This is a genomic window from Gemella sp. 27098_8_92, from assembly GCF_041433685.1.
Lineage (GTDB): Bacteria > Bacillota > Bacilli > Staphylococcales > Gemellaceae > Gemella.
This window is the reverse complement of record NZ_JAPWBZ010000005.1, coordinates 1-20,369: the sequence shown is the minus strand read 5'-3', so window position 1 is coordinate 20,369 and position 20,369 is coordinate 1. Positions and strand designations below refer to the sequence as shown.

At 31.8% G+C, this 20,369-nt stretch carries 20 protein-coding genes; 6 read left to right on the top strand and 14 right to left on the bottom strand.

The genetic code is table 11. The annotated features are described in order from the left end of the window. Positions 1–23 precede the first annotated feature (23 nt). Positions 24–1,100 (top strand): aspartate-semialdehyde dehydrogenase, encoded by a 1,077-nt coding sequence (gene asd, locus O3802_RS04500; protein ID WP_371458477.1) that lies wholly within the window; start codon positions 24–26, stop codon positions 1,098–1,100. 65 nt (positions 1,101–1,165) lie between these two features. On the opposite strand, the gene O3802_RS04495 is transcribed toward asd, so the two are convergent. From O3802_RS04495 to O3802_RS04480, 4 genes are all read right to left on the bottom strand, one after another. Further along, the gene (locus O3802_RS04495) at positions 1,166–2,272 is read right to left on the bottom strand and encodes a Gfo/Idh/MocA family protein (protein ID WP_371458476.1); all 1,107 of its coding nucleotides are present in this window, start codon (positions 2,270–2,272) and stop codon (positions 1,166–1,168) included. 224 nt (positions 2,273–2,496) lie between these two features. Continuing rightward, positions 2,497–2,673 (bottom strand): 50S ribosomal protein L32, encoded by a 177-nt coding sequence (gene rpmF, locus O3802_RS04490; RefSeq protein WP_004633176.1) that lies wholly within the window; start codon positions 2,671–2,673, stop codon positions 2,497–2,499. Positions 2,674–2,708: 35 nt separating this feature from the next. Next, positions 2,709–3,218 carry a YceD family protein gene (locus tag O3802_RS04485; RefSeq protein ID WP_371458475.1) on the bottom strand — a complete coding sequence of 170 codons (510 nt, stop codon included), beginning with the start codon at positions 3,216–3,218 and terminating at the stop codon, positions 2,709–2,711. Between the two features lie 87 nt (positions 3,219–3,305). Further along, positions 3,306–4,208 carry a 1,4-dihydroxy-2-naphthoate polyprenyltransferase gene (locus O3802_RS04480; RefSeq protein WP_371458474.1) on the bottom strand — a complete coding sequence of 301 codons (903 nt, stop codon included), beginning with the start codon at positions 4,206–4,208 and terminating at the stop codon, positions 3,306–3,308. A 174-nt stretch (positions 4,209–4,382) separates the two neighbouring features. Between O3802_RS04480 and O3802_RS04475 the strand changes: the two genes are divergently transcribed. Then, positions 4,383–5,246, top strand: coding sequence for an NAD(P)-dependent oxidoreductase (locus O3802_RS04475; RefSeq protein WP_276684990.1), 864 nt, complete (start codon positions 4,383–4,385; stop codon positions 5,244–5,246). Positions 5,247–5,333: 87 nt separating this feature from the next. Here the strand turns inward: O3802_RS04475 and O3802_RS04470 are convergent, their stop codons facing one another. From O3802_RS04470 to hrcA, 6 genes are all read right to left on the bottom strand, one after another. Beyond that, positions 5,334–6,176 carry a S66 family peptidase gene (locus O3802_RS04470; RefSeq protein ID WP_371458473.1) on the bottom strand — a complete coding sequence of 281 codons (843 nt, stop codon included), beginning with the start codon at positions 6,174–6,176 and terminating at the stop codon, positions 5,334–5,336. 46 nt (positions 6,177–6,222) lie between these two features. Next, on the bottom strand, positions 6,223–7,167 hold the full coding sequence (locus O3802_RS04465; RefSeq protein WP_281665421.1) for an HD domain-containing protein: 945 nt from the start codon (positions 7,165–7,167) through the stop codon (positions 6,223–6,225). Between the two features lie 184 nt (positions 7,168–7,351). Further along, positions 7,352–8,509: a molecular chaperone DnaJ gene (gene dnaJ, locus O3802_RS04460; protein ID WP_371458472.1), complete on the bottom strand. Its 1,158-nt coding sequence runs from the start codon at positions 8,507–8,509 to the stop codon at positions 7,352–7,354. Positions 8,510–8,581: 72 nt separating this feature from the next. Continuing rightward, positions 8,582–10,405, bottom strand: coding sequence for a molecular chaperone DnaK (gene dnaK / locus O3802_RS04455; protein WP_371458471.1), 1,824 nt, complete (start codon positions 10,403–10,405; stop codon positions 8,582–8,584). A 112-nt stretch (positions 10,406–10,517) separates the two neighbouring features. Further along, complete coding sequence (grpE, locus tag O3802_RS04450) at positions 10,518–11,081, bottom strand: nucleotide exchange factor GrpE (RefSeq protein ID WP_371458470.1); 564 nt, start codon at positions 11,079–11,081, stop codon at positions 10,518–10,520. A 14-nt stretch (positions 11,082–11,095) separates the two neighbouring features. Continuing rightward, positions 11,096–12,109, bottom strand: a complete 1,014-nt coding sequence (hrcA, locus tag O3802_RS04445; RefSeq protein ID WP_371458469.1) for a heat-inducible transcriptional repressor HrcA — start codon at positions 12,107–12,109, stop codon at positions 11,096–11,098. A gap of 296 nt (positions 12,110–12,405) precedes the next feature. Here hrcA and O3802_RS04440 point away from each other — a divergent pair, with 296 nt between their 5' ends. Further along, positions 12,406–12,849: a DUF1307 domain-containing protein gene (locus O3802_RS04440; RefSeq protein WP_371458468.1), complete on the top strand. Its 444-nt coding sequence runs from the start codon at positions 12,406–12,408 to the stop codon at positions 12,847–12,849. 158 nt (positions 12,850–13,007) lie between these two features. Continuing rightward, on the top strand, positions 13,008–14,126 hold the full coding sequence (gene prfB, locus O3802_RS04435; protein WP_371458467.1) for a peptide chain release factor 2: 1,119 nt from the start codon (positions 13,008–13,010) through the stop codon (positions 14,124–14,126). A 203-nt stretch (positions 14,127–14,329) separates the two neighbouring features. Here the strand turns inward: prfB and def are convergent, their stop codons facing one another. Continuing rightward, on the bottom strand, positions 14,330–14,884 hold the full coding sequence (def, locus tag O3802_RS04430; RefSeq protein ID WP_371458466.1) for a peptide deformylase: 555 nt from the start codon (positions 14,882–14,884) through the stop codon (positions 14,330–14,332). A 230-nt stretch (positions 14,885–15,114) separates the two neighbouring features. Beyond that, positions 15,115–15,735 carry a protein adenylyltransferase Fic gene (gene fic, locus O3802_RS04425; protein WP_371458465.1) on the bottom strand — a complete coding sequence of 207 codons (621 nt, stop codon included), beginning with the start codon at positions 15,733–15,735 and terminating at the stop codon, positions 15,115–15,117. A 265-nt stretch (positions 15,736–16,000) separates the two neighbouring features. On the opposite strand from fic, the gene O3802_RS04420 reads away from it, so the two are divergent. Beyond that, entirely contained in the window at positions 16,001–17,692 is a 1,692-nt protein-coding gene (locus O3802_RS04420) for a M3 family oligoendopeptidase (protein WP_371458464.1), read from the top strand. Positions 17,693–17,819: 127 nt separating this feature from the next. Further along, the gene (locus O3802_RS04415) at positions 17,820–18,554 is read left to right on the top strand and encodes an HAD family hydrolase (protein ID WP_371458463.1); all 735 of its coding nucleotides are present in this window, start codon (positions 17,820–17,822) and stop codon (positions 18,552–18,554) included. A gap of 34 nt (positions 18,555–18,588) precedes the next feature. Here the strand turns inward: O3802_RS04415 and O3802_RS04410 are convergent, their stop codons facing one another. Both O3802_RS04410 and O3802_RS04405 read right to left on the bottom strand, forming a co-directional pair. Next, positions 18,589–19,515, bottom strand: a complete 927-nt coding sequence (locus O3802_RS04410; protein ID WP_371458462.1) for a hypothetical protein — start codon at positions 19,513–19,515, stop codon at positions 18,589–18,591. Positions 19,516–19,781: 266 nt separating this feature from the next. Then, the coding region (locus tag O3802_RS04405) for an Ig-like domain-containing protein (RefSeq protein ID WP_371458461.1) at positions 19,782–20,369 on the bottom strand (588 nt) is incomplete at its 5' end.

Genomic DNA, 20,369 nt, shown 5'->3' with positions numbered 1-20,369 from the left:
TTCGATATAAAGGAGAAATTAAAATGAAAAAATCAAAAGTAGCTGTATTAGGAGCAACAGGAATGGTAGGCCAACGCCTATTACTATTATTAGAAAACCACCCATACTTTGACGTAGTTAAATTAGCAGCATCACCTCGTTCTGCAGGAAAAAAATACGCAGAACTAATGGACGGACGCTGGAAACTAGACCAAGCTATTCCAGAATATGCAAAAGAATTACTGGTAGAAGACTTATACAAAATTGATGAAGTTGCTGATGGTATCGACATGGTATTTTGTGCAATCAACTTAGACAAAGAAGCATTAATTAAACTTGAAGAAGATTACGCTAAACGTGAAGTAGTTGTTGTATCTAACAACTCAGCAAATAGAAATAAAGACGATGTACCGATGATTATTCCAGAAATCAACTCAGCACACCTTGATGTTGTACCAGCTCAAAGAAAACGTCTTGGAACTGAAAAAGGATTTATAGTAACAAAACCTAACTGTTCAATTCAAAGCTACGTACCTATCTTTGAAGCAATTAAAGAGTACGGTGTTAAAGAAGCATCTATCTGTACATATCAAGCTATCTCAGGAAGTGGAAAAACTTTCAACGAATGGCCTGAAATGGTAGAGAACATCATTCCTTATATCGGTGGCGAAGAAGAAAAAAGTGAAAAAGAACCACTTAAAATCTTCGGTAAAGTGGTTGATGGAAAAATCGTTCCAGATAATTCTATGAAACTATCAGCTCAATGTATTCGTGTACCAGTTCTTGATGGACACCTTGCTTGTGTATCATTCAACTTAGAAAACAACCCAGGATTAGAAACTTTAGTTGAAAAAATTAAAAATCATGTTCCTGAAATTGCTAAATACGACTTACCATTAGCTCCAACTCCATTTATTAAATACTATGAAGAGAACGATCGTCCACAACCGGTACTTGATCGTGACAACGAAAAAGGTATGCAAATTACTGTAGGTCGTCTTCGTGAAGATAACCTATTTGACTACAAATTCGTAGGACTTTCTCATAACACATTACGTGGAGCAGCTGGTGGAGCTGTTTTAACTGCAGAACTAATTAAAAAATTAGGATACTTAGATTAATATTATAAAATAATACTCCAGGAGAACTTCTCTTGGAGTATTTGTTATTATTGGTCTCTTAGTTTCTATTTTACTATTTCTCTCAACTTTACTTTTCTATTTTCTTTTAAAGACAATGTGCATGCATCAGCAGTTGCAATTGACTCTAGAGCTGCGACACCATTTAATAGTTTTTCATATTCTTTTGATACTTTTTCTCCATTCAAAATATTATGCAAATACAACATTTCTTTATCTATACAGCTTTGTAACCAAAGAGGACAACGTACATTAGGATTTCCATAAGCTATTGCTCCGTCCATTCCTCTACCTGTATAAATAGCCGTTCTGTCATCATCTTCTTCTTTTGATTCATGGATTAAGAAATAACTCTCTCCTTCTCCTACTACTCTTAAAGTACCTTTAGTATTATATAAATCTAATTTTATAGCTCCTTTTGTACCTTCTATAAGGACATAGTGTTCACCCCATCTAAAAGCATTCCCATATTCAAGTACTGCGTATCGTTTATTAGAAAATTCCAAATTAACTATTAAGAAATCATCTTCATCACCAAAATTTTCACCAACATGACATACATTTCCACCTATCATAGTTACCTGTTCTGGTAGACCATCCATAATAAATTGAATACAATCAAGTTCATGAATGTGATGGTATAAGTGTCCTCCAGACTGTGATCGGATTTTTTTCCAAGAAACAGTTTCTTGTTTTTCTTCCCATCCTATTCTTGCAGCATGACAAAATATTACATCTCCTATTTTCCCTTGCTTAATCAATTCTTTTGCGTGACGTACTCCATTAAAAAAGTTCATAATATGACCTGCCATAAAAATCACATTATTTTCTCGACAAATTTCAACCATAACCTTACAATCTTCATAAGATAAAGCGATTGGTTTTTCACAGAATACATGTTTACCATTCTTAGCGGCTAATAATACTGGCTCACGATGTAAATTACTCGGTGTTGCGACGATAACACAATCTACCTCATCTAGACCAACCAACTCTTCCAACGACAAACAATTTTTTGCATTAAGCTCCTTAGAAACTTTCTCTCCATTTTCCGGATCAAAAACTGCAGTTACCTTCGCATCTTTTATTTTCTCTAATGAACGAGCTAAGTCTGCACCAAAATAACCTGTTCCAACAATTCCATAATTTGTCATAATAAAATCCTCTTTTCATATTCCTAAACAATTAAGAAATAATATTCTATACCCTTATATTTATTCTACAACTCACTAATACAAATGTAAAGATTTATTTTCTTTTCATTTTTAATATAAATTTAAATCTTTAAATGCAAATCTCATATATTTCATTTACTTAACTTAATTTTAAACATAAAAAAACCCTAAGGACACCTCCTTAGGGTTTGGTAATATTTAAATTATTTAACGTCTAGAACTTGTCTACCTTTATACATACCAGTTTTTCTATCAACGCGGTGACCCATTACGTAGTTACCAGTTGCTGCATCGATAGTGATTGATGGTGCAGATAGTTTTTTGTGAGTTCTTCTTTTTCTTTTAGCTGTTTTTGATGTTCTTCTAAAAGGAACTGCCATAGTTAATTTCCTCCAATTATTTTAAATAATTCTTATTATTCTTTGAATAAACCATTAAGAGCTGCAAATGGTGACTCTTTTGTTTCTTCTTTAACACTAGTTAAAGACTCTTCAGAAAGGAGTTCCCAATCTTTTCCAGAAACAAGTTCTGCCTCTTCATCATCTAATGACGATGTAATTGGTATATTCAAAATTATAAGCTCATTTACTAAAGGTATTAAGTCAATATACATGTCCATAAGACTAACATCGAATGCATCTTCATCTGCAAAAACAGATTTATCAATGTATTCTTCTTTTTCTTCGATTTCAAATGGGATAACTACATCTTTAAGTGTTTTCCCAGAAATCATCTCAAAAATACCATTAATCTTTAAGCTGACATATATTTTATCTTGGCCACCTCGAGTTAATACTCCACTCACAACAACATCTCTAATATCTTTTAGAGAGTTATCATAGTGTTCTACTTTAACATTTATTTTTTCTTCAAAAATAAAAGTATCGCTATTATTTTTGAATAACGAAGATCTTAACCATTTCATTAAATATCACCTCATAAACACATTATTTATTATATATCTTTTATCCTAAGATGTCAACAAAAAATGTTGACATTATTTGGTATTTTTTTAATACAATATAAATTTTAATATATTAGCAAGCGCCATAATAAATCCTACAAAAATAGTCAATTTGGCCGTAAGAACCATAAATGGTGCCATCGTTTTTTTGTCAGTATTTCTTCTAAAACCTTTTATTATTTTAAGCGCTAATGGAATAGTAAGCAACACTAATAAATTAAATAAACTACCTAACTTAGTAAAGGCAAAAATAATATTTAATATATACATAATGCTTATACCTATAGCTAATGATTTAATCGCACATTCTCTACCTACTAATATTGCATACGTTCTTCTTCCAGAAACTTTGTCATTTTCCAAATCTCTAATATTGTTTGCTAGAAGTATCGCTCCTATCATTAGAAATAGTGGTAGTGAGACAATTATTATATCGAGATTAATATATTCCGTCTGGAAATAAAACGATAAAGCAATTATAACCGTACCCATAAAAAATCCTGAAACAATCTCACCAAATGGCGAATAAGCTATCGGATAACTACCACCAGTATAAAAGTAGCCAGCCAGCATACAAATAAGCCCTATTATTAAAACATAATAACTAGTTAGCATAGTTAAAACAATTCCTAAAACAAAAGCCAAAAAATACAACAATATCGCCCCTTGCATAACTTCTCTACTGCTTAAATGTCCTTTAACTATCGAGCCGGAAATCCCTTCAGAATCTATTTTGTCCAGACCTTTTTTATAATCATAATACTCATTAAACAAATTTGTTGCAGCTTGTATTAATAAACATGCTACTAAAAATAAAATAAATTTCAAATACGAAAATTGCACATTATAACCTAAAGCAAATGTCGTTCCAACTAGAACCGGTGCTACTGATGCCGGATAACTATGTGGTCTTGTGCATAAGAAAAATTCTTTTAGTTTACTTTTATCCACTACTGCCTCCTAAAAATTTTCTCTGTCTCAAATATTATATCATAAGTTATATCGTTTTATATAGTTTGCGTTTGATACATCACTTATTTTATTTCTTATTATATTTCAGTAGAACGCTTACAGAGCTTATGGTATAATAAAATAAACAGTAATTTATAAACGGAGGAGCGAATTATGAAAATTGCATGGATTGGTATTGGTGTTATGGGAGAAAGCATGGCAGGACATTTGTTAGATGCTGGTCATGAACTGTTTGTTTACAACAGAACTGTGTCTAAAACTGACGGTTTAGTTAAACGTGGTGCTACCTTACTAAAAGAAGTAAAAGATGCTCCACTTAATGCTGATGTTATCTTCTCTATGGTCGGATATCCTAAAGATGTTGAAGAAGTATATCTTGGAGAAAATGGCCTAATAAAAACTGCAAAAGAAGGACAAGTTTTTGTGGATATGACTACATCTTCTCCTACATTAGCAAAAAAAATAAGTGAAAAATTCGCAAAAGTTGGTGCCGCTGCATTAGACTTACCTGTTACAGGTGGTGATATTGGAGCAAAAAATGGTACTCTATCTATTATGGCCGGTGGTGACAAAAAAGTTTTCGAAGAAACTGTTTTACCTCTAGTGAAAAACTTCGGGAAAAACATCACATATTTTGGTGAAGCTGGCAAAGGGCAATATACAAAACTTGCAAACCAAATCGCTATTGCTACTACAATGATTTCAGTAGCTGAAAGCTTCAAATTTGCAAAAGAAGTAGGACTTAATTTAGATGATTTCTTCAACATTGTTTCTACTGGTTCAGGTGGAAGTTTTTCTATGACTTCTTATGGCCCACGTATTCTAAAAGGTGATTTCAAACCGGGATTCTTTATTCATCACTTTATAAAAGATATGCGCCTTGCTCTAGAAGAATGTGAAAAAATGAATATCAAATTACCAGGTTTAGAAACTGCTTATGAAGTTTATAATGAACTTGAAGAAGAAGTTCGTAACACTAACGGTACTCAAGCCATTTCTAAATGGTATAAACTTTAAGATTTTTGCGGAAAATCTGTTATAAAAAACTCTATAAAATTAAAGCTTTCAAAGGAAGATATACCTCTCTTTAAAAGCTTTTTAATTTTATAGTTTTATTTTTTGCCCGATAACAAGAATTTTAGAATCTTTACTATGGCCTACTTCAGTAGTTTTTGCGATAGGGATATTTTCAGGAACAAAATCTTTTAATATCTCACAAATATCTTCGTTCCGCAAATTCTGTTCTATTTTGGTAAATGTCCCTAATAATAATCCTGATATTTTATTAAAAACTCCTATTTGCTTTAACTGTGTTAAAAGAGTAATTAGCCCCTCAATCGTAGTGCCCATTCCTTCTAAAAACAAAACTTTATTATCCAGATTTGGAAAATATTCTGTCCCAGCAAGTTTTAAAAAACATCTAATATTTCCACCAACTACAATTCCCTCAATACTTTCTCCTTGAAGAAAGTGCCAAGAAATATCAGTTAAATTATCTTTATTATGTATTAGTGTTTCTTCAAAATCAACACATCTTTCTTTATTATCAATTATATTCATAATTTGATACAAATATGTTGCCTTCTGAGTTTTTGTCGTTATAGCGTTAAGAACAGTCGTTAAATCACTATAACCGAAAAATGGTTTATTATTCTTACAAATAATATCATAATCCAAATAATCAAGTACCTCATTAGCGAGATCCCCACCAGAAATATCGAAAATAGCTTTTATACTATCATCTTCATAAAATTTCATAAGTTCATTTGCTCGCCATTTAGCTAAAGCACTTCTTCCGAATTTCTCTTCGTAGACATAGGTACTAAAAACAGGAACTAAGCTCATTTCTTTTAATACTACTCCTAGCTTTTCTAATCGTGCTCTGTCTTCTATTTTTTTGCCATTAGAACACACTACTAAGGCAATTTTATCATTTTCACTAATCATTTTTTATACTTCCTAGTTTGCAGTATTACTATTGATAAGAGAATAATTATTCTTCTTTATCAAAAGTCGGTACATAGAAATGACGCCCTTCTAAACCAAATAATTTATCACTAAATGTTCCGGGTTCAACGTTAGTCAGATTTTTTTCAAACATCATCATACGAGCATCTATATTATCGATAAAATTGATAATCTCCGCTTCTTTTATCATCGGTAACTTTGGAGAACCAAATTCATACTTACCATGATGCGCCAAAATAATATGACGTAATAAAATAATTTCTTCCCCATCTATACCAAGCTTGTCAGCAGTTTTTGCTACTTCGTCACTCATAATAACTATATGTCCAAGTAATTCTCCTTCTAACGTATAAGACGTCCCGATAGGCCCGCTTAACTCAATAGTTTTTCCTAAATCATGAAGAATTATTCCACTGTATAATAAATCTTTATTTAATGATGGATAAATCTCTAACAACGCCTTAGCTACTTTCAACATCGTTGTAGTGTGATAAATAAGGCCTGAATAAAAATCATGATGCATAGATTTCGCCGCTGGATAACTAACAAACTGTTTTTTATATTTATTTAAAAGTTCTATCGTGACAGCTTTTAGCTTTTGATTGCCTATTTCCTTTAAAAACTGATTAAGTTCACTTATCATAACTTCTTTAGGAATAGGTGCGGTTTGAATATAATCTTGGATATCTATTTCATCATTTTCTGTAGCCATACGATAATTTTTTATCTTAAGTTGTAACTTTCCACGATAATCTAACACCGTTCCATCTATAAAAACCATATTCCCTGGTTTTAAATTTTCAGTGTCTTCGTCCTTTACTTCCCAAATTTTCCCATCAATACTTCCTGTCTTATCTTTTAAATATAATGTTAAATAAGGTTTCCCGCTAGTCGCAATACCTCTTACCACATTATCTAATAAGAAGAACATACTAACTTCTTGATCTGTTTTAAATTCACTAATAAACATTTTATTCTCCTTTTCAATAAATTTAATCCACTATGCTTTTCATATACTATTTTACTAGGGATTTTCAAAAAATTCAAATGAATTTAATAAAAATAAAAAAACCTTAAGTATTTTAAACTACCTTCAAAAATCTATATAATCTAAACTCTAAAGGTTAGTTTTCTTCTACTTAAGGTTTATTATTTTAGTCAAATAAATCTTTAGCTTTTCTACTTACTTTATCTAAAAAGCTCTCATCTTCATTTACTTTTTCATTTTTCAATTTTGCTAGTTCCATATATAGTTCTCTTTCACGTGTTGAAAGATTTTTAGGAATTTCGATTGATACTACGATGTAATGATCACCCTGACCATAACCCATAACATTTTTCACACCTTTTCCTGCTAAGCGGAATTTTCTTCCGTGTTGCGTTCCTGCTGGAACAGTTAGTTCAATCTCTCCTGTTAAAGTACGAACGTCTATTTTTGTTCCTAAAGCAGCTTGCGCTGGTGATAATGTTAATTTTGTGTAGATATCATCATCTTCTCTTTGGAAATATGAATCTTCAGGCACACTTACTTCGATAAATAAATCTCCTGCTGGTCCCCCATTTTCTCCTGCTCCACCTTTACCTTGAAGGCGAACACGTTGACCAGAACTGATACCTGCTGGAATCTCTACTTCATACTCTACTTCACGGTTATTATATCCTTTACCAAAGCAATGAGCACATTTGTCTTTTATAATTTTACCACGTCCTTGACATTCCGAACATGTTCTTTGACTTTGCATTCTTCCAAATGGTGTATCTTGAATAACAGCTTCTTGTCCAGTTCCGTGACATCTTTGACAAGTAGTAACAGATGAACTATCTTTCGCTCCTGTTCCGTGACAATGATCACACTCAACATCTTTACGAAGTTTAATAGTTTTTTTCGTACCAAAGACAGATTCTTCAAAACTAATATGCATTCTATGAAGTAAATCTTCCCCTTGACGAGGTGCATTAGGATTACGACGTCCACCGCCTCCTCCAAAGAAACTTGAGAAAATATCTCCCAAATCATCAAATCCACCAGAGAATCCTTGGAATCCTCCTCCAAAGCCTCCTGCTCCGCCGAAGCCTCCTTGACCTCCATTACCGAAAGCAGCATGGCCGAATTGATCATATTGAGCTTTTTTATTGTCATCACTTAGAACTTCATATGCTTCTGTGATTTCTTTGAATTTTTCTTCAGCACCTTCCTCTTTATTTATATCCGGATGATACTGTTTTGATAGCTTACGATATGCTTTTTTTATTTCTGCTGCACTTGCTCCTTTACTAAGACCAAGCACTTCATAATAATCTCTTTTAGCCATTATTACCTCTCCTATAATTTCAAATGAGGGAGCGAACCTAAGTCCAGCTCCCCTCTTTTACTTTATATTCTATTATTTTTTCTCAGTGAAATCTGCATCGATTGTATCATCATCTTGTTTTGATGAAGTTGCTCCTGCATCTGCACCTTGAGCTCCTGCTGCAGCATTAGCTTGTTCATAAAGTTTCATTGTCATTTCTTGAACAGCTTTGTTTAAATCATCTTTTGCTGCTTTGATTTCTTCTAAGTTGTTGTTTTTAATAGCTTCTTTTAGAGCTTCATTTTTTGTTTTGATTGTATCGATTAAAGCTTGGTCTACTTTCCCTTCTGCTTCTTCTACTGCTTTATCAGCTTGGAATGAAAGTTGATCCGCTTCGTTACGAATATCAGCTTCTTCTTTACGTTTAGCATCAGCATCAGCATTAGCTTCTGCTTCTTTAACCATTCTATCAATATCTTCATCACTTAATGAGCTACTAGATTCAATAGTAATTTTTTGTTGTTTTTGTGTTCCTAAATCTTTTGCAGTAACATTTACGATACCGTTTTTATCGATATCAAATGTAACTTCGATTTGAGGTACTCCACGTGGTGCTGGTGGTATATCTGAAAGTTGGAATCTTCCTAGTGTTTTGTTATCAGATGCCATTGGTCTTTCACCTTGAAGTACGTGGATATCAACAGCTGGTTGGTTATCTGCTGCAGTTGAGAATACTTGAGATTTAGATGTTGGAATAGTAGTATTTCTTGGGATTAATACTGTCATTACAGATCCCATAGTTTCAATACCTAATGATAAAGGTGTAACGTCTAATAATACTACGTCTTTAACATCTCCTGTAATAACTCCACCTTGGATAGCAGCACCCATAGCTACCACTTCATCTGGGTTTACTCCTTTGTGAGGTTCTTTACCCATTTCTTTTTTGATCGCTTCTTGAACAGCTGGAATACGAGTAGATCCACCAACTAATATTACTTGGTCTATTTCACTTGGGTTAAGCCCAGCATCACTTAATGCTTGACGAGTTGGTACTAAAGTTTTTTCTACTAAATTACGAGTTAATTCATCAAATTTAGCACGTGTTAAAGTATTTTCTAAGTGAACTGGTCCATTAGCTCCTGCAGAGATAAATGGTAGAGAAATTTGTGTTGATGTTACACCAGATAAATCTTTTTTAGCTTTTTCTGCTGCATCTTTAAGACGTTGCATTGCCATTTTATCTTGTGACAAATCGATACCTTGTTCTTTTTTGAATTCTGCTACTAAGTAATCGATAATAGCTTGGTCAAAGTCATCTCCACCTAATAGGTTATCTCCTGATGTAGCTAATACTTCGAATACACCATCTCCTAATTCAAGAATAGATACGTCAAATGTACCACCACCAAGGTCAAATACTAATACTTTTTGATCAATATCTGTTTTATCTAAACCATAAGCTAGCGCTGCTGCTGTCGGTTCGTTAATAATTCTTTCTACTTCTAATCCAGCGATTTTACCAGCATCTTTTGTTGCTTGACGTTGAGCATCGTTGAAGTATGCAGGTACTGTGATTACTGCTCTGCTAACTTTTTCCCCAAGATAAGCCTCAGCTGTTGCTTTTAAGTTTTGTAAAATCATAGCTGAAATTTCTTGTGGAGAATAGTCACGACCATTTACATTTTCTTTATAATCTGTACCCATGTGACGTTTGATTGAAATCACTGTATTTGGGTTAGTAATTGCTTGACGTTTCGCTACTTCCCCTACTTGAATTTCATCACCTTTAAACGCTACTACAGAAGGAGTTGTTCTGTTACCTTCTGGGTTAGGGATGATTTTAGCTTCCCCACCTTCTAAAACTGCTACTGCACTATAAGTTGTACCTAAGTCGATACCAATAATTTTTGACATATTTTTGTCCTCCGTTTTCTATAATTTATTCAAAAAATTCATGTCTATTTGTTAGAATAATTTTATTCTAACAAAATTTCTAATTGCTTAATTTAATCTTTAATCCATCTGCCTATTGGTTAACTTTCACCATTGCTGGACGAATTACTCTATCTTTTAATTTATATCCTTTTTGGAAAGTATCTAAAATTACACCACTTTCCTTATCACTTTCTTCACCTTGCATTACCGCATGGTGAATATTTGGATCGAACTGAACATTTTCAGTTTCTACTTCTTCTACACCTTCAGTTTTTAAAACATTTAATATTCCTTCGTAGACCATTTCTACACCTTTACGAAGAGCTTTTACTTCTTCATTATCGCTGTCTACTTGTAATGCTCTTTCCAAATTATCTAAACTTGGTAAAATTTCTGTGATAACTTTTTGACTTTTATAAATATTATTCGTTTCAATTTCTTGATTTTTACGACGTTTAAAGTTTTCAAACTCCGCATAAAGTCGTAAATATTTATCTTCAGAAGCTTTTACCTCTTCTTCTAATTTTTCTATTTTTTCTTGAAGCAGTTCTTCTGCTGTTTTTTCTTCTACTACTTCTGTAGTCTCTTCAGCATTTTCAGCACTCTCTTCAACTACTTCTTCTTGTAGATTTTCATTTTTTTCTTCAGTAGTCATCTCTACCTCCTAAATTATTTCAAATTATTATTTAAATTATCTCTGACACAACCAATTAGTGTCATAATTTTTGAATAGTCCATTCTCTTCGGCCCGAACACGGCGATAACACCTTGACCTTTTGATGTATTATATTTACTAGATACCAGCGATAAATCTGCCAAATTATCTAATGCAAGTTCCTTTCCTATTTTTATACAAGTATCTGAACTATTAGCATCTATGCTACTATCTAGCAATTCGACTATTTTATCATCTTCTAAGAGCGATACTACTTCTTTTAATTTTTCTACATTATCTATATCAGGTTGTTTTAATAAATTATACTTACCACCCAACGCTACAGTCTTCTTAATTTTATGTTGAAGTAATCTATTCAGTGCAACAACTATCATATCATAATTATTAACTCGAGTTTTCAAATATTTTTCTAGCTCTCCATGAATAATTACATGAGCTGTTGCCATATCAACATCATAAAAATAACTTTGAAGAAGTTTATTAACCTCTACTATATCATTTTCTGTAAAGTCTGCATCCAGTTTATAGTTTTGTTGAAAAACTTCTCCTATATTAGTTATCAATATAACAAGAATACTTCTACTACTAAGGAGTATAACTTCTATTTTATTTATCCGCCTATCTGTCTTTGTTGGAGCGAGTATAACCGCCGTACAATCAGTTAAATCAGATAAAATTATAGCATTTTTTTCTAAATAGTTATCCTCTGAAACATAATCACCGCTTATAAGTTCCTTTAATTTTTCATTATCATTATTAGTAAGCTCATATTCTTTTTTTATATAATCTACATAATAACGATAACCTTTTTCCGACGGAACGCGCCCTGATGAAATATGTGTTTTCTTTATCAACCCTTCTTTTTCTAGTTTGCTCATATCGTTTCTGATAGTCGCCGAACTAAAATCAATATTCTCAGCTAGTTGCTTAGATCCAACAGGTTGATTAGTAGTTATAAAATTTTCTACTATAGATTGAAGAATAAGTACTTGTCTGTCTATTAACATTTTTATCACCTATCTTCATTTGTGATTTTAGCACTCAAGATACTCAAGTGCTAATCACATTATTAATATATCATTTTAGTCAAAAAAAGTCAATAGTTTTTCGAAAAAAATTTTTGACTTTTTTTGACTTTTGTTTTTTATGCTATTAAACCTTGAAATAATTGCTTTTTGTAATTTTAACCTATATCATTAAATTAGAGTTAAAAAATAAAATACCGTTTTAACTTATTATTTTCTCTTATTATCTTAGTGTGATATAATGTATACTAATATAAATAGAATAGGAGATTATTACAATGAAAAAAATATTAAAATTAATTACACCACTACTTGCAACACTATTCTTACTTACAGCATGTTCTAGTGAAAAAACAAAAGTATACAATACAACTTTTGGAAATGGTCAGGAAAATGAAACAACTATTATTTATAAAGGAGATGTCGTAAACAAGATAAAAACTATATCTAATATTAAAGATCTTGGCGCAGATAGCAATTTAGCTTTTGAATCTATCAAAAAATCAATTGATGAACAAAATAAAGATATCAAAGGTCTCACATATAATGTAGAAAAAAAAGACGACAAAGCAGTAATTACATGGGATTTAGATTTTTCTAAAGTAGATTTTAATAAAGATAAAGATCGTCTACATCTTAAAGGTTCTTCTTTAGATGAAGAAAGAAAATTAAGTTATGTTGAGGAAAATATCAAAAAAGCTGGTGGCGTAGAGAAAAAATAACAATTTATTTGCGTTTAAAAAGTTAGAATTAATAGTCTAATTTTTTGAACGCTTTTCTTATTATTGTATAAGCAAAAATAGTTTTTATTCTCAGCTTTCTTGTATATTCAGAAAAATTCTTGTATAATATTAAACGAAATACAGTGAGGTAAACAAATTTGGAACTTATAGAACTTAAAAAAGAATTGGAAGAAGTAAATAAACAAATATCAGAGTTCAAAACTTCATTAAAGATAGAAGAAAAAGAGCAAAGAGTAGCTGAAATAGAAAATATGATGCTTGATGCTGATTTTTGGAATGATAGCGAGACTGCTAGCACATTAGTTACTGAATCAAAAAGCATAAAAAAAGAACTTGACGAATTTAGTGCGATGATTGACTATCTAAATCACTCTGAAGAAATGGTAGAATTTTTAAATGATGAAGATGATGAAGAAATTTATCAAGAACTTATAGAAACTGTTCGAGACTTGAAACAACAGGTTGAAGATTTTAGCTTTAGGTTGTTATTTGCCGAAGAATATGATAACAATACTGCTATATTGGAAATCCATGCTGGAGCTGGTGGAACTGATGCTACAGATTGGGCAGAAATTATGCTCCGTATGTATGAGCGATTTTTCACAAAACAAGGTCTTTCATACAGCTATTTAAACTATCAATCTGGAGATATTACCGGTGTAAAATCTGCCACATTAAAAATAGAAGGTGATTTTGCCTATGGTTTATTAAAAGGAGAAAAAGGAGTTCACCGTGTAGTACGTATTTCTCCTTTCGATCCATCAGGCAAACGTCATACATCATTCGCCTCAATTGATGTTATTCCAGAATTTTCTGATGAAGAAGCAAATATTGAAATTAATATGGAAGATTTAAAAATAGATACCTATCGTGCACAAGGTGCTGGAGGTCAGCATATCAACACGACAGACTCTGCTGTTCGTATTACTCACCTACCTACTGGTATCGTAGTCCAATCCCAAGCAGAACGGAGCCAAATTAAAAACCGTGACTTTGCGATGAAAAACCTAAAATCAAAATTACATCAACTGGAATTAGAAGAAAAAGAACGCGAACTTGCATCTATCCGTGGTGAACAAAAAGATATTGGTTGGGGCTCGCAAATACGTTCTTATGTATTTACTCCATATACAATGGTGAAAGACCATAGAACTAACTATGAAGTATCTACCGTAGATAAAGTTATGGATGGAGAAATTATCGATTTTATCGATGCTTATCTTCACTACAATATGAAACAAAAGGAAATATTATAAAAATAGACCTCTCTAATATTATTGAGAGGTCTATACTTTTATTTTTTCTCAGTGAACCCTTGCTCTTTAAGCCATTCTTCTGATTTTTTCATACTCACATCTTGCCCATCTTCAGCATTTACAGTTATACCAGGTATACCTTTTAGTTGACATAAAAGAAGAACGATATAAAATAACTCCTTTATATCGTCCTTTAATATTTATTATAGTTTTTCGTATTCTGCTGGTACGTCGAACGGATTTTCTTTATTAATATGATCATAAAACATTATTCCATTTAGATGGTCTATTTCATGTTGGAAACAAATTGATGGTAAATCAGTTAATGTTAAAGTTACTTGCTCATCATTTTCATTATAACCAACAACCTTAATCTTAGAATATCTTGGTACATAACCTTGTATTTCTTTATTAACTGATAAACATCCTTCTCCACCTGCCAAATAACATTTAGCCACAGAATTTGAAATAATTTTTGGATTATACAAAGCATACGACACTGTATCTTCAGGGTTTTCATCATCCGGTATATGAACAGCAATCATACGTTTAGACACATTTATTTGGGGAGCAGCCAAGCCTATCCCTGGTTTTAAGCCCAATTTCTCTGCTTTTTCATCATCTTGAGAAGCAATAACATACTCCAATAAACTTCTCAAAGTCGCTTTATCTTCGTCCGAAATAGGCGCTCTTACTTCTTCAGCTCTTGCGCGCAAAGTATCATGTGGATCTATAATTATATCTTTTGTTGTAATCAAAATTTTTCTCCTTTATTTCTTTTTACTATACTAAATACTTCTTTATATCATAGTACAATTATTTCATAAATAACAATGAATGTCAAAAAGCAAAGATTTTATCATTAAATTCCATTAGTATTCAACAACTTTAAAAGTTGAAATTCTATTTTTGACTATAAAAAATCAAAAATATAATCCCAACTTCAAAACTTATTTTATATGCTTTTCTACCCTGAAAGTTTATTATCCTAGTTATTATTAATATCTAAGTTCTCTGCATTAAAAGTAGTGTAACCCTCATAATAATAACTCGTATCTAATCCTTTTATAAAAATTTCCCTACTATCGACTTTAGATGTTAAAGCACTACCCAATACATGTTTTATCTCTATATCTCTTATTGGACTTTTTTTCATAGTAAGCAAATAGTCCTCTTTGTCCACTTTATTCCAATCTACTACTTTTCCTAATTCACTTTTTAAAATATGGTCAAGCCAAAGTCTCATACTACGTCCATTACCCTCACAAAAAGGGTGAGCTATATTCATCTCAACATATTTTTCTATTATTTGTTCAAAAGTATTTTGAGGCATCTTATCAATATTATTTAATGCTGCATTTAGAAACATTACAGGAGCAAAACGAAAATTATCTTTCGCAATATTTTCTGTCCTAATCTTCCCAGCAAATTTATAAATATCACTAAATAAAAATTCATGGATATAAGATAAAGTATCAAATGTTCCCACTTTTTTATCAACTAAAATATTTTTATTAAACAGCTCTATTGCTTTTATTTTACTAATACGTTCTTCTTCACGGGCTAATTTTGCTGATTCAGTTATTCCTAGTTTGTTTTGAAGTACCATAGGCCTCCCCTTCTTATCTTATTCTCTAATTTTCTAGTAGTACTTTGCTTAAAATACTTTTCTCTAGATAATCTTAACATAAAAAAATAGAGGTTTAAAGCACAGAAAAACTATTACCGCTATTCTTATATCAAAAACTTAATCCTTTATTTTCATTGTAATATCGCTCTTTATCTCTAAATTTACTAAAAGCTATTTTTGTATTTTTTTACCTTTCATGTTATCATATTGTTATTGATATTAATAATTTTTTAGGAGATTGAGTATGACTTTTGAAAACTACCAATATACTAGACCCAATGTAGACAATACAAAAAAACAGTTATCTAATCTTGTAACTCGACTTGTCGAAGCAAACAGCGCCAAAGAAACTTTTGAGATTTTTAATGAATATAACAAACTTCGTGAACACTTAGAAACTATGTCAACCTTAGTAGAAATTCGTGCTACTATTGATACAACTGACAAATTTTATGAAGGAGAAAGAGAGTTTTGGGATGAATTTGCTCCTGAACTATCTTCACTACAAAGCAAATTTGATAAAGAAATATACAATTCTAAATTTAAGTCTGAGCTAGAAAAAGAAATCGGAGAACACTACTTTAATCTAATCGAAGCTACATTAAAAGTATTTAGTGACGAGATTATCGATGACCTGAAAGAAGAAAATAAACTATCTTCAGAATATACAAAACTTACATCAAGTGCAAAAATTCCATTTGATAATGGCGAACATAACCTTAGTGGAATGGCTAAATATACACAAGATGCTAATCGCGAAGTACGCTTAGCAGCAGCTAAAGCAGTTGCTAAATTTTTCAAAGACAATTTAGAACAATATGATAGTATTTATGATCGTATGGTTAAAGTTCGCACACGTATAGCAAAAAAACTTGGCTTTGAAAATTTCATTGAAGTAGCCTACCTACGCCTACGTCGTACCGACTATAATGCTAAAGATGTTGCCAATTATAGAAAACAAATTTTTGAAGAAATAGTTCCTTTAGTAGAAAAAATTAAAAAAGAACAAGCTAAACGTCTAGGACTTGAAAAACTTTCATTCCATGACGAAGGCGTCAACTTCAAATCAGGTAACCCTAATCCTAAAGGAGACCGCCCATACCTAGTTAATGCAGCAAAAACTATGTATAAGGAATTATCACCAGAAACAGATGAATTCTTCACATTTATGACTGAAAATAATTTATTAGACCTTGATACTAAGCCTGGAAAAGCAGGCGGTGGATATTGTACCTTCCTTGCAGACTATAAAGCACCGTTTATCTTTGCAAACTTTAACGGTACTCCACATGATACCGAAGTATTAACCCACGAAGCAGGGCACGCATTCCAAGCTTATGAAAGTCGTAACTATATCCCAGACTATGTTTGGCCAACATTCGAAGCTTGCGAAATCCACTCTATGAGTATGGAATATTTAACTTGGCCTTGGATGAACTTATTCTTCAAAGAAGATGCAGAAAAATTCAAATATTATCATCTTACAGGCTCACTTAAATTTCTGGCTTATGGCGTAACAGTAGATGAGTTTCAACATATAGTTTATGAAAATCCAGAACTTACACCATTAGAACGTCGTAAAAAATGGTTAGAAGTCGAGAAAAAATACCTTCCATCTCGTTACTATGAAGACATTCCAGAACTTGATGAAGGATTATTCTTCTATCGTCAAGGGCATTTATTCAGCGTCCCATTCTACTATATTGACTATACCTTAGCACAAGTTTGTGCCTTCCAATTTTGGAAAAAAGCAAACGATAATCGTGAAAAAGCATGGCAAGAATACTTGCACCTATGTAGACTTGGGGGAACTAAGCCATTTACAGAGCTTGTTAAAGAAGCAAACTTAGAAAATCCATTCGAAAGTGGAACAATCTCAAATATTGTTCCAGAGCTAAAAAAATATATTGACTCTGTCGATACATCAAAATTCTAAAACAAACATGGGGATGGTATTAATCTTGCCATTCCCTTAACTATAATTAAATTAACTGAAATAAAATAGAAGATATAAAAAGTTAACACTTGATATATTTAAAACTTTTTATTAAGGAGATGAAGATATGAATGATAAAAAAATAGCTGCTTTTTTTGATATAGATGGCACATTATATAGGGATTCATTAATGACTGAACATTTTAAAAAACTAATCAAATATGAAGCAGTTGATGAACGTTACTGGATAAATGGGGTTAAAGATACTTATATTAACTGGGATAAGCGTTTTGAGGACTATGATAATTATTTATTTGATGTCTCAAAAGCATATGTAGAAGCTATAACCGGACTAGATAAAAAATATATCGACTTTGCCACTGAACAAGTAATAAAACTAAAAGCAGATCGTGTTTACAAATATACACGAAGCGTTATAGAAAAACATAAAAAAGAAGGGCATCTGATTATCTTTATTTCAGGAAGTCCTGACTACCTTGTAGAAGCAATGGGGAAAAAACATCATGCTTTCTTAGCCATCGGTAGCACATATATAATGAAAAATAATAAATTTACCGGCGAAGTAATTCCAATGTGGGATTCCGACAGCAAAAATAAAATGATTGATGAACTTGTTAGTAAATATAATATCGACCTTGACCAATCCTTTGCATATGGAGATACAAACGGAGATTACAATATGCTTAGAAGAGTCGGAAATCCAGTCGCTATGAATCCTAGTCATGAGCTTCTTAACAAAATAAAAGATAATGAAGAACTATCAAAAAAAGCTACTATTTTAATAGAACGAAAAGATGTAATCTATAAATCAAAAGCTGATATAGAAATATTAGAAGTATAAAAAATAACCTCGAGAGTTTTTCTCGAGGTATTTTTTACGTTCTATAAAGCAATTCTGAACCTTCGCTACTTGACAAGCGAACTGCTGTTACTAGTCTATCTGCTACTCTTGCATAAAGTTGTGGTTGTGCTGTAAATCTCACTGATTTCCCATTTGCTCTTATAAGAGTAAATGACTTCCCAGAAGAATCCCATTCTATAGAATTACCGTCATATTTTCTTAACAAATATCCTTGATAACGGTTAACCATTTCTTTATTCAACTTAAGAATTCCTGCTTCATCAATTGCTCCGCCTATTCCTTGCGCATTTGCTGGTAATGAGTTACTATCATTTAATAAATCAGGATTAGGCCCACCTAACTCAACATCTGATTTTTTCTTTTTAGCTCTTTCGGCAGCTTCTTTTTCTTTTTTAGCTTTCTCATCAACCTTTTCTTGAATCTTATTTCCAAGTTCTTTTAACGCTTGTTCTAGCGAATTATAGTTAAATTTATATTTTTCTAGAATTTGATTAACATTTTTGCTAAAGTTAGAATCTTGTTTTAAATTATTTATTTCATCCTCAGCTTTTTTATAATTATCAATATCACTACGAAGCCATTTTTCTGCTTCAGCAAATGTCTTTGCTGTATCTAGCTTTTCCGCTCTATCCAAACTTTCTTTTGCATCATCAACCTTTTTATCTTCCAAACTTATAGCTGTATTTTTTAACTCTTTAGATACTTTTATATCTGTTTTTATAGTCGGAATTAATTTATTAGCAGCATCTGTCGTCATCTTATCCAAACCTTTGCTACCAGCATCAAAATTATGATTTATATTAATCATATCGACATATTTTTGATACTCTTCTTTAATTTTCTTATCACTACCTCCACCAAACATAAAGTAGTAACCTATAGCACAGGCGATTAAAAAAACTGCTATCGCTGAAATTTTTCCTATCGTTGCCTTTCTCATAAAAACCCCCCTTAAGAGTAAATTTTTCTTATAATTTCATTAATTACCAACATTATCTCATAAATTAAAAGAATTTACTAGCGGAATATTTTAATTGTTTTTTAGTTCTTATCACAATAAACCCGAAATATAAAAATCTATACTTCGGGTTTATTGAATATCTTAATATATTTTTCCATATCCCTTACTTGACATAAAGTCCTTAACAACAAACAAACGAATATGTAAAAGAGTATAGATCTAAAATCTATACTCTTTTAATTACTTTATTTAGCTCTTCTTCTTAATACTAATGCTAAGAATGTAAGTCCTAAACCTAAAATTGTAGTTTCTGTTGATCCCATTCCTGTATTTGCAAGACTTGAACGTTTATTAGATTTTTTCTCTTGTTTTTCGTCCGGATTAGCTGGTGTTTTTTCAACTGGTCTTGTTGTGTCTTTAGCAAGTATCTTACTTTCTGAACCATCTGGATATTTAATAGTTACATCACCATTATTATCAACTACTATCTTAGTTCCATTTGGTAGTGTAGGATTTGCTTTCTTAACTGCATCAGCTATTTTATCTTTTTCGTCTTGTGTTAAGTTTCCTGGGTTAACAACATCTGTTACATCAGGTTTATTTGGTTTTATTGTTTGTGCAGCAGTTTCTACTACTGTTGTTGTTGCTTCCGCACTAACTTTCTTATCTTCTTCTTTTTGTGTTGCTTTCACTACTGCATCTTTTGATAATGTTGTATCTAATGATACTTCCCATTTACCTTCTGGGTTTACTGTTGCTGTTTTCTTAGTTCCATCTGGTAATGTTACTTCGATTGTTGCTCCAGCTACCCCTGTTCCTGTTACTTTCTTATC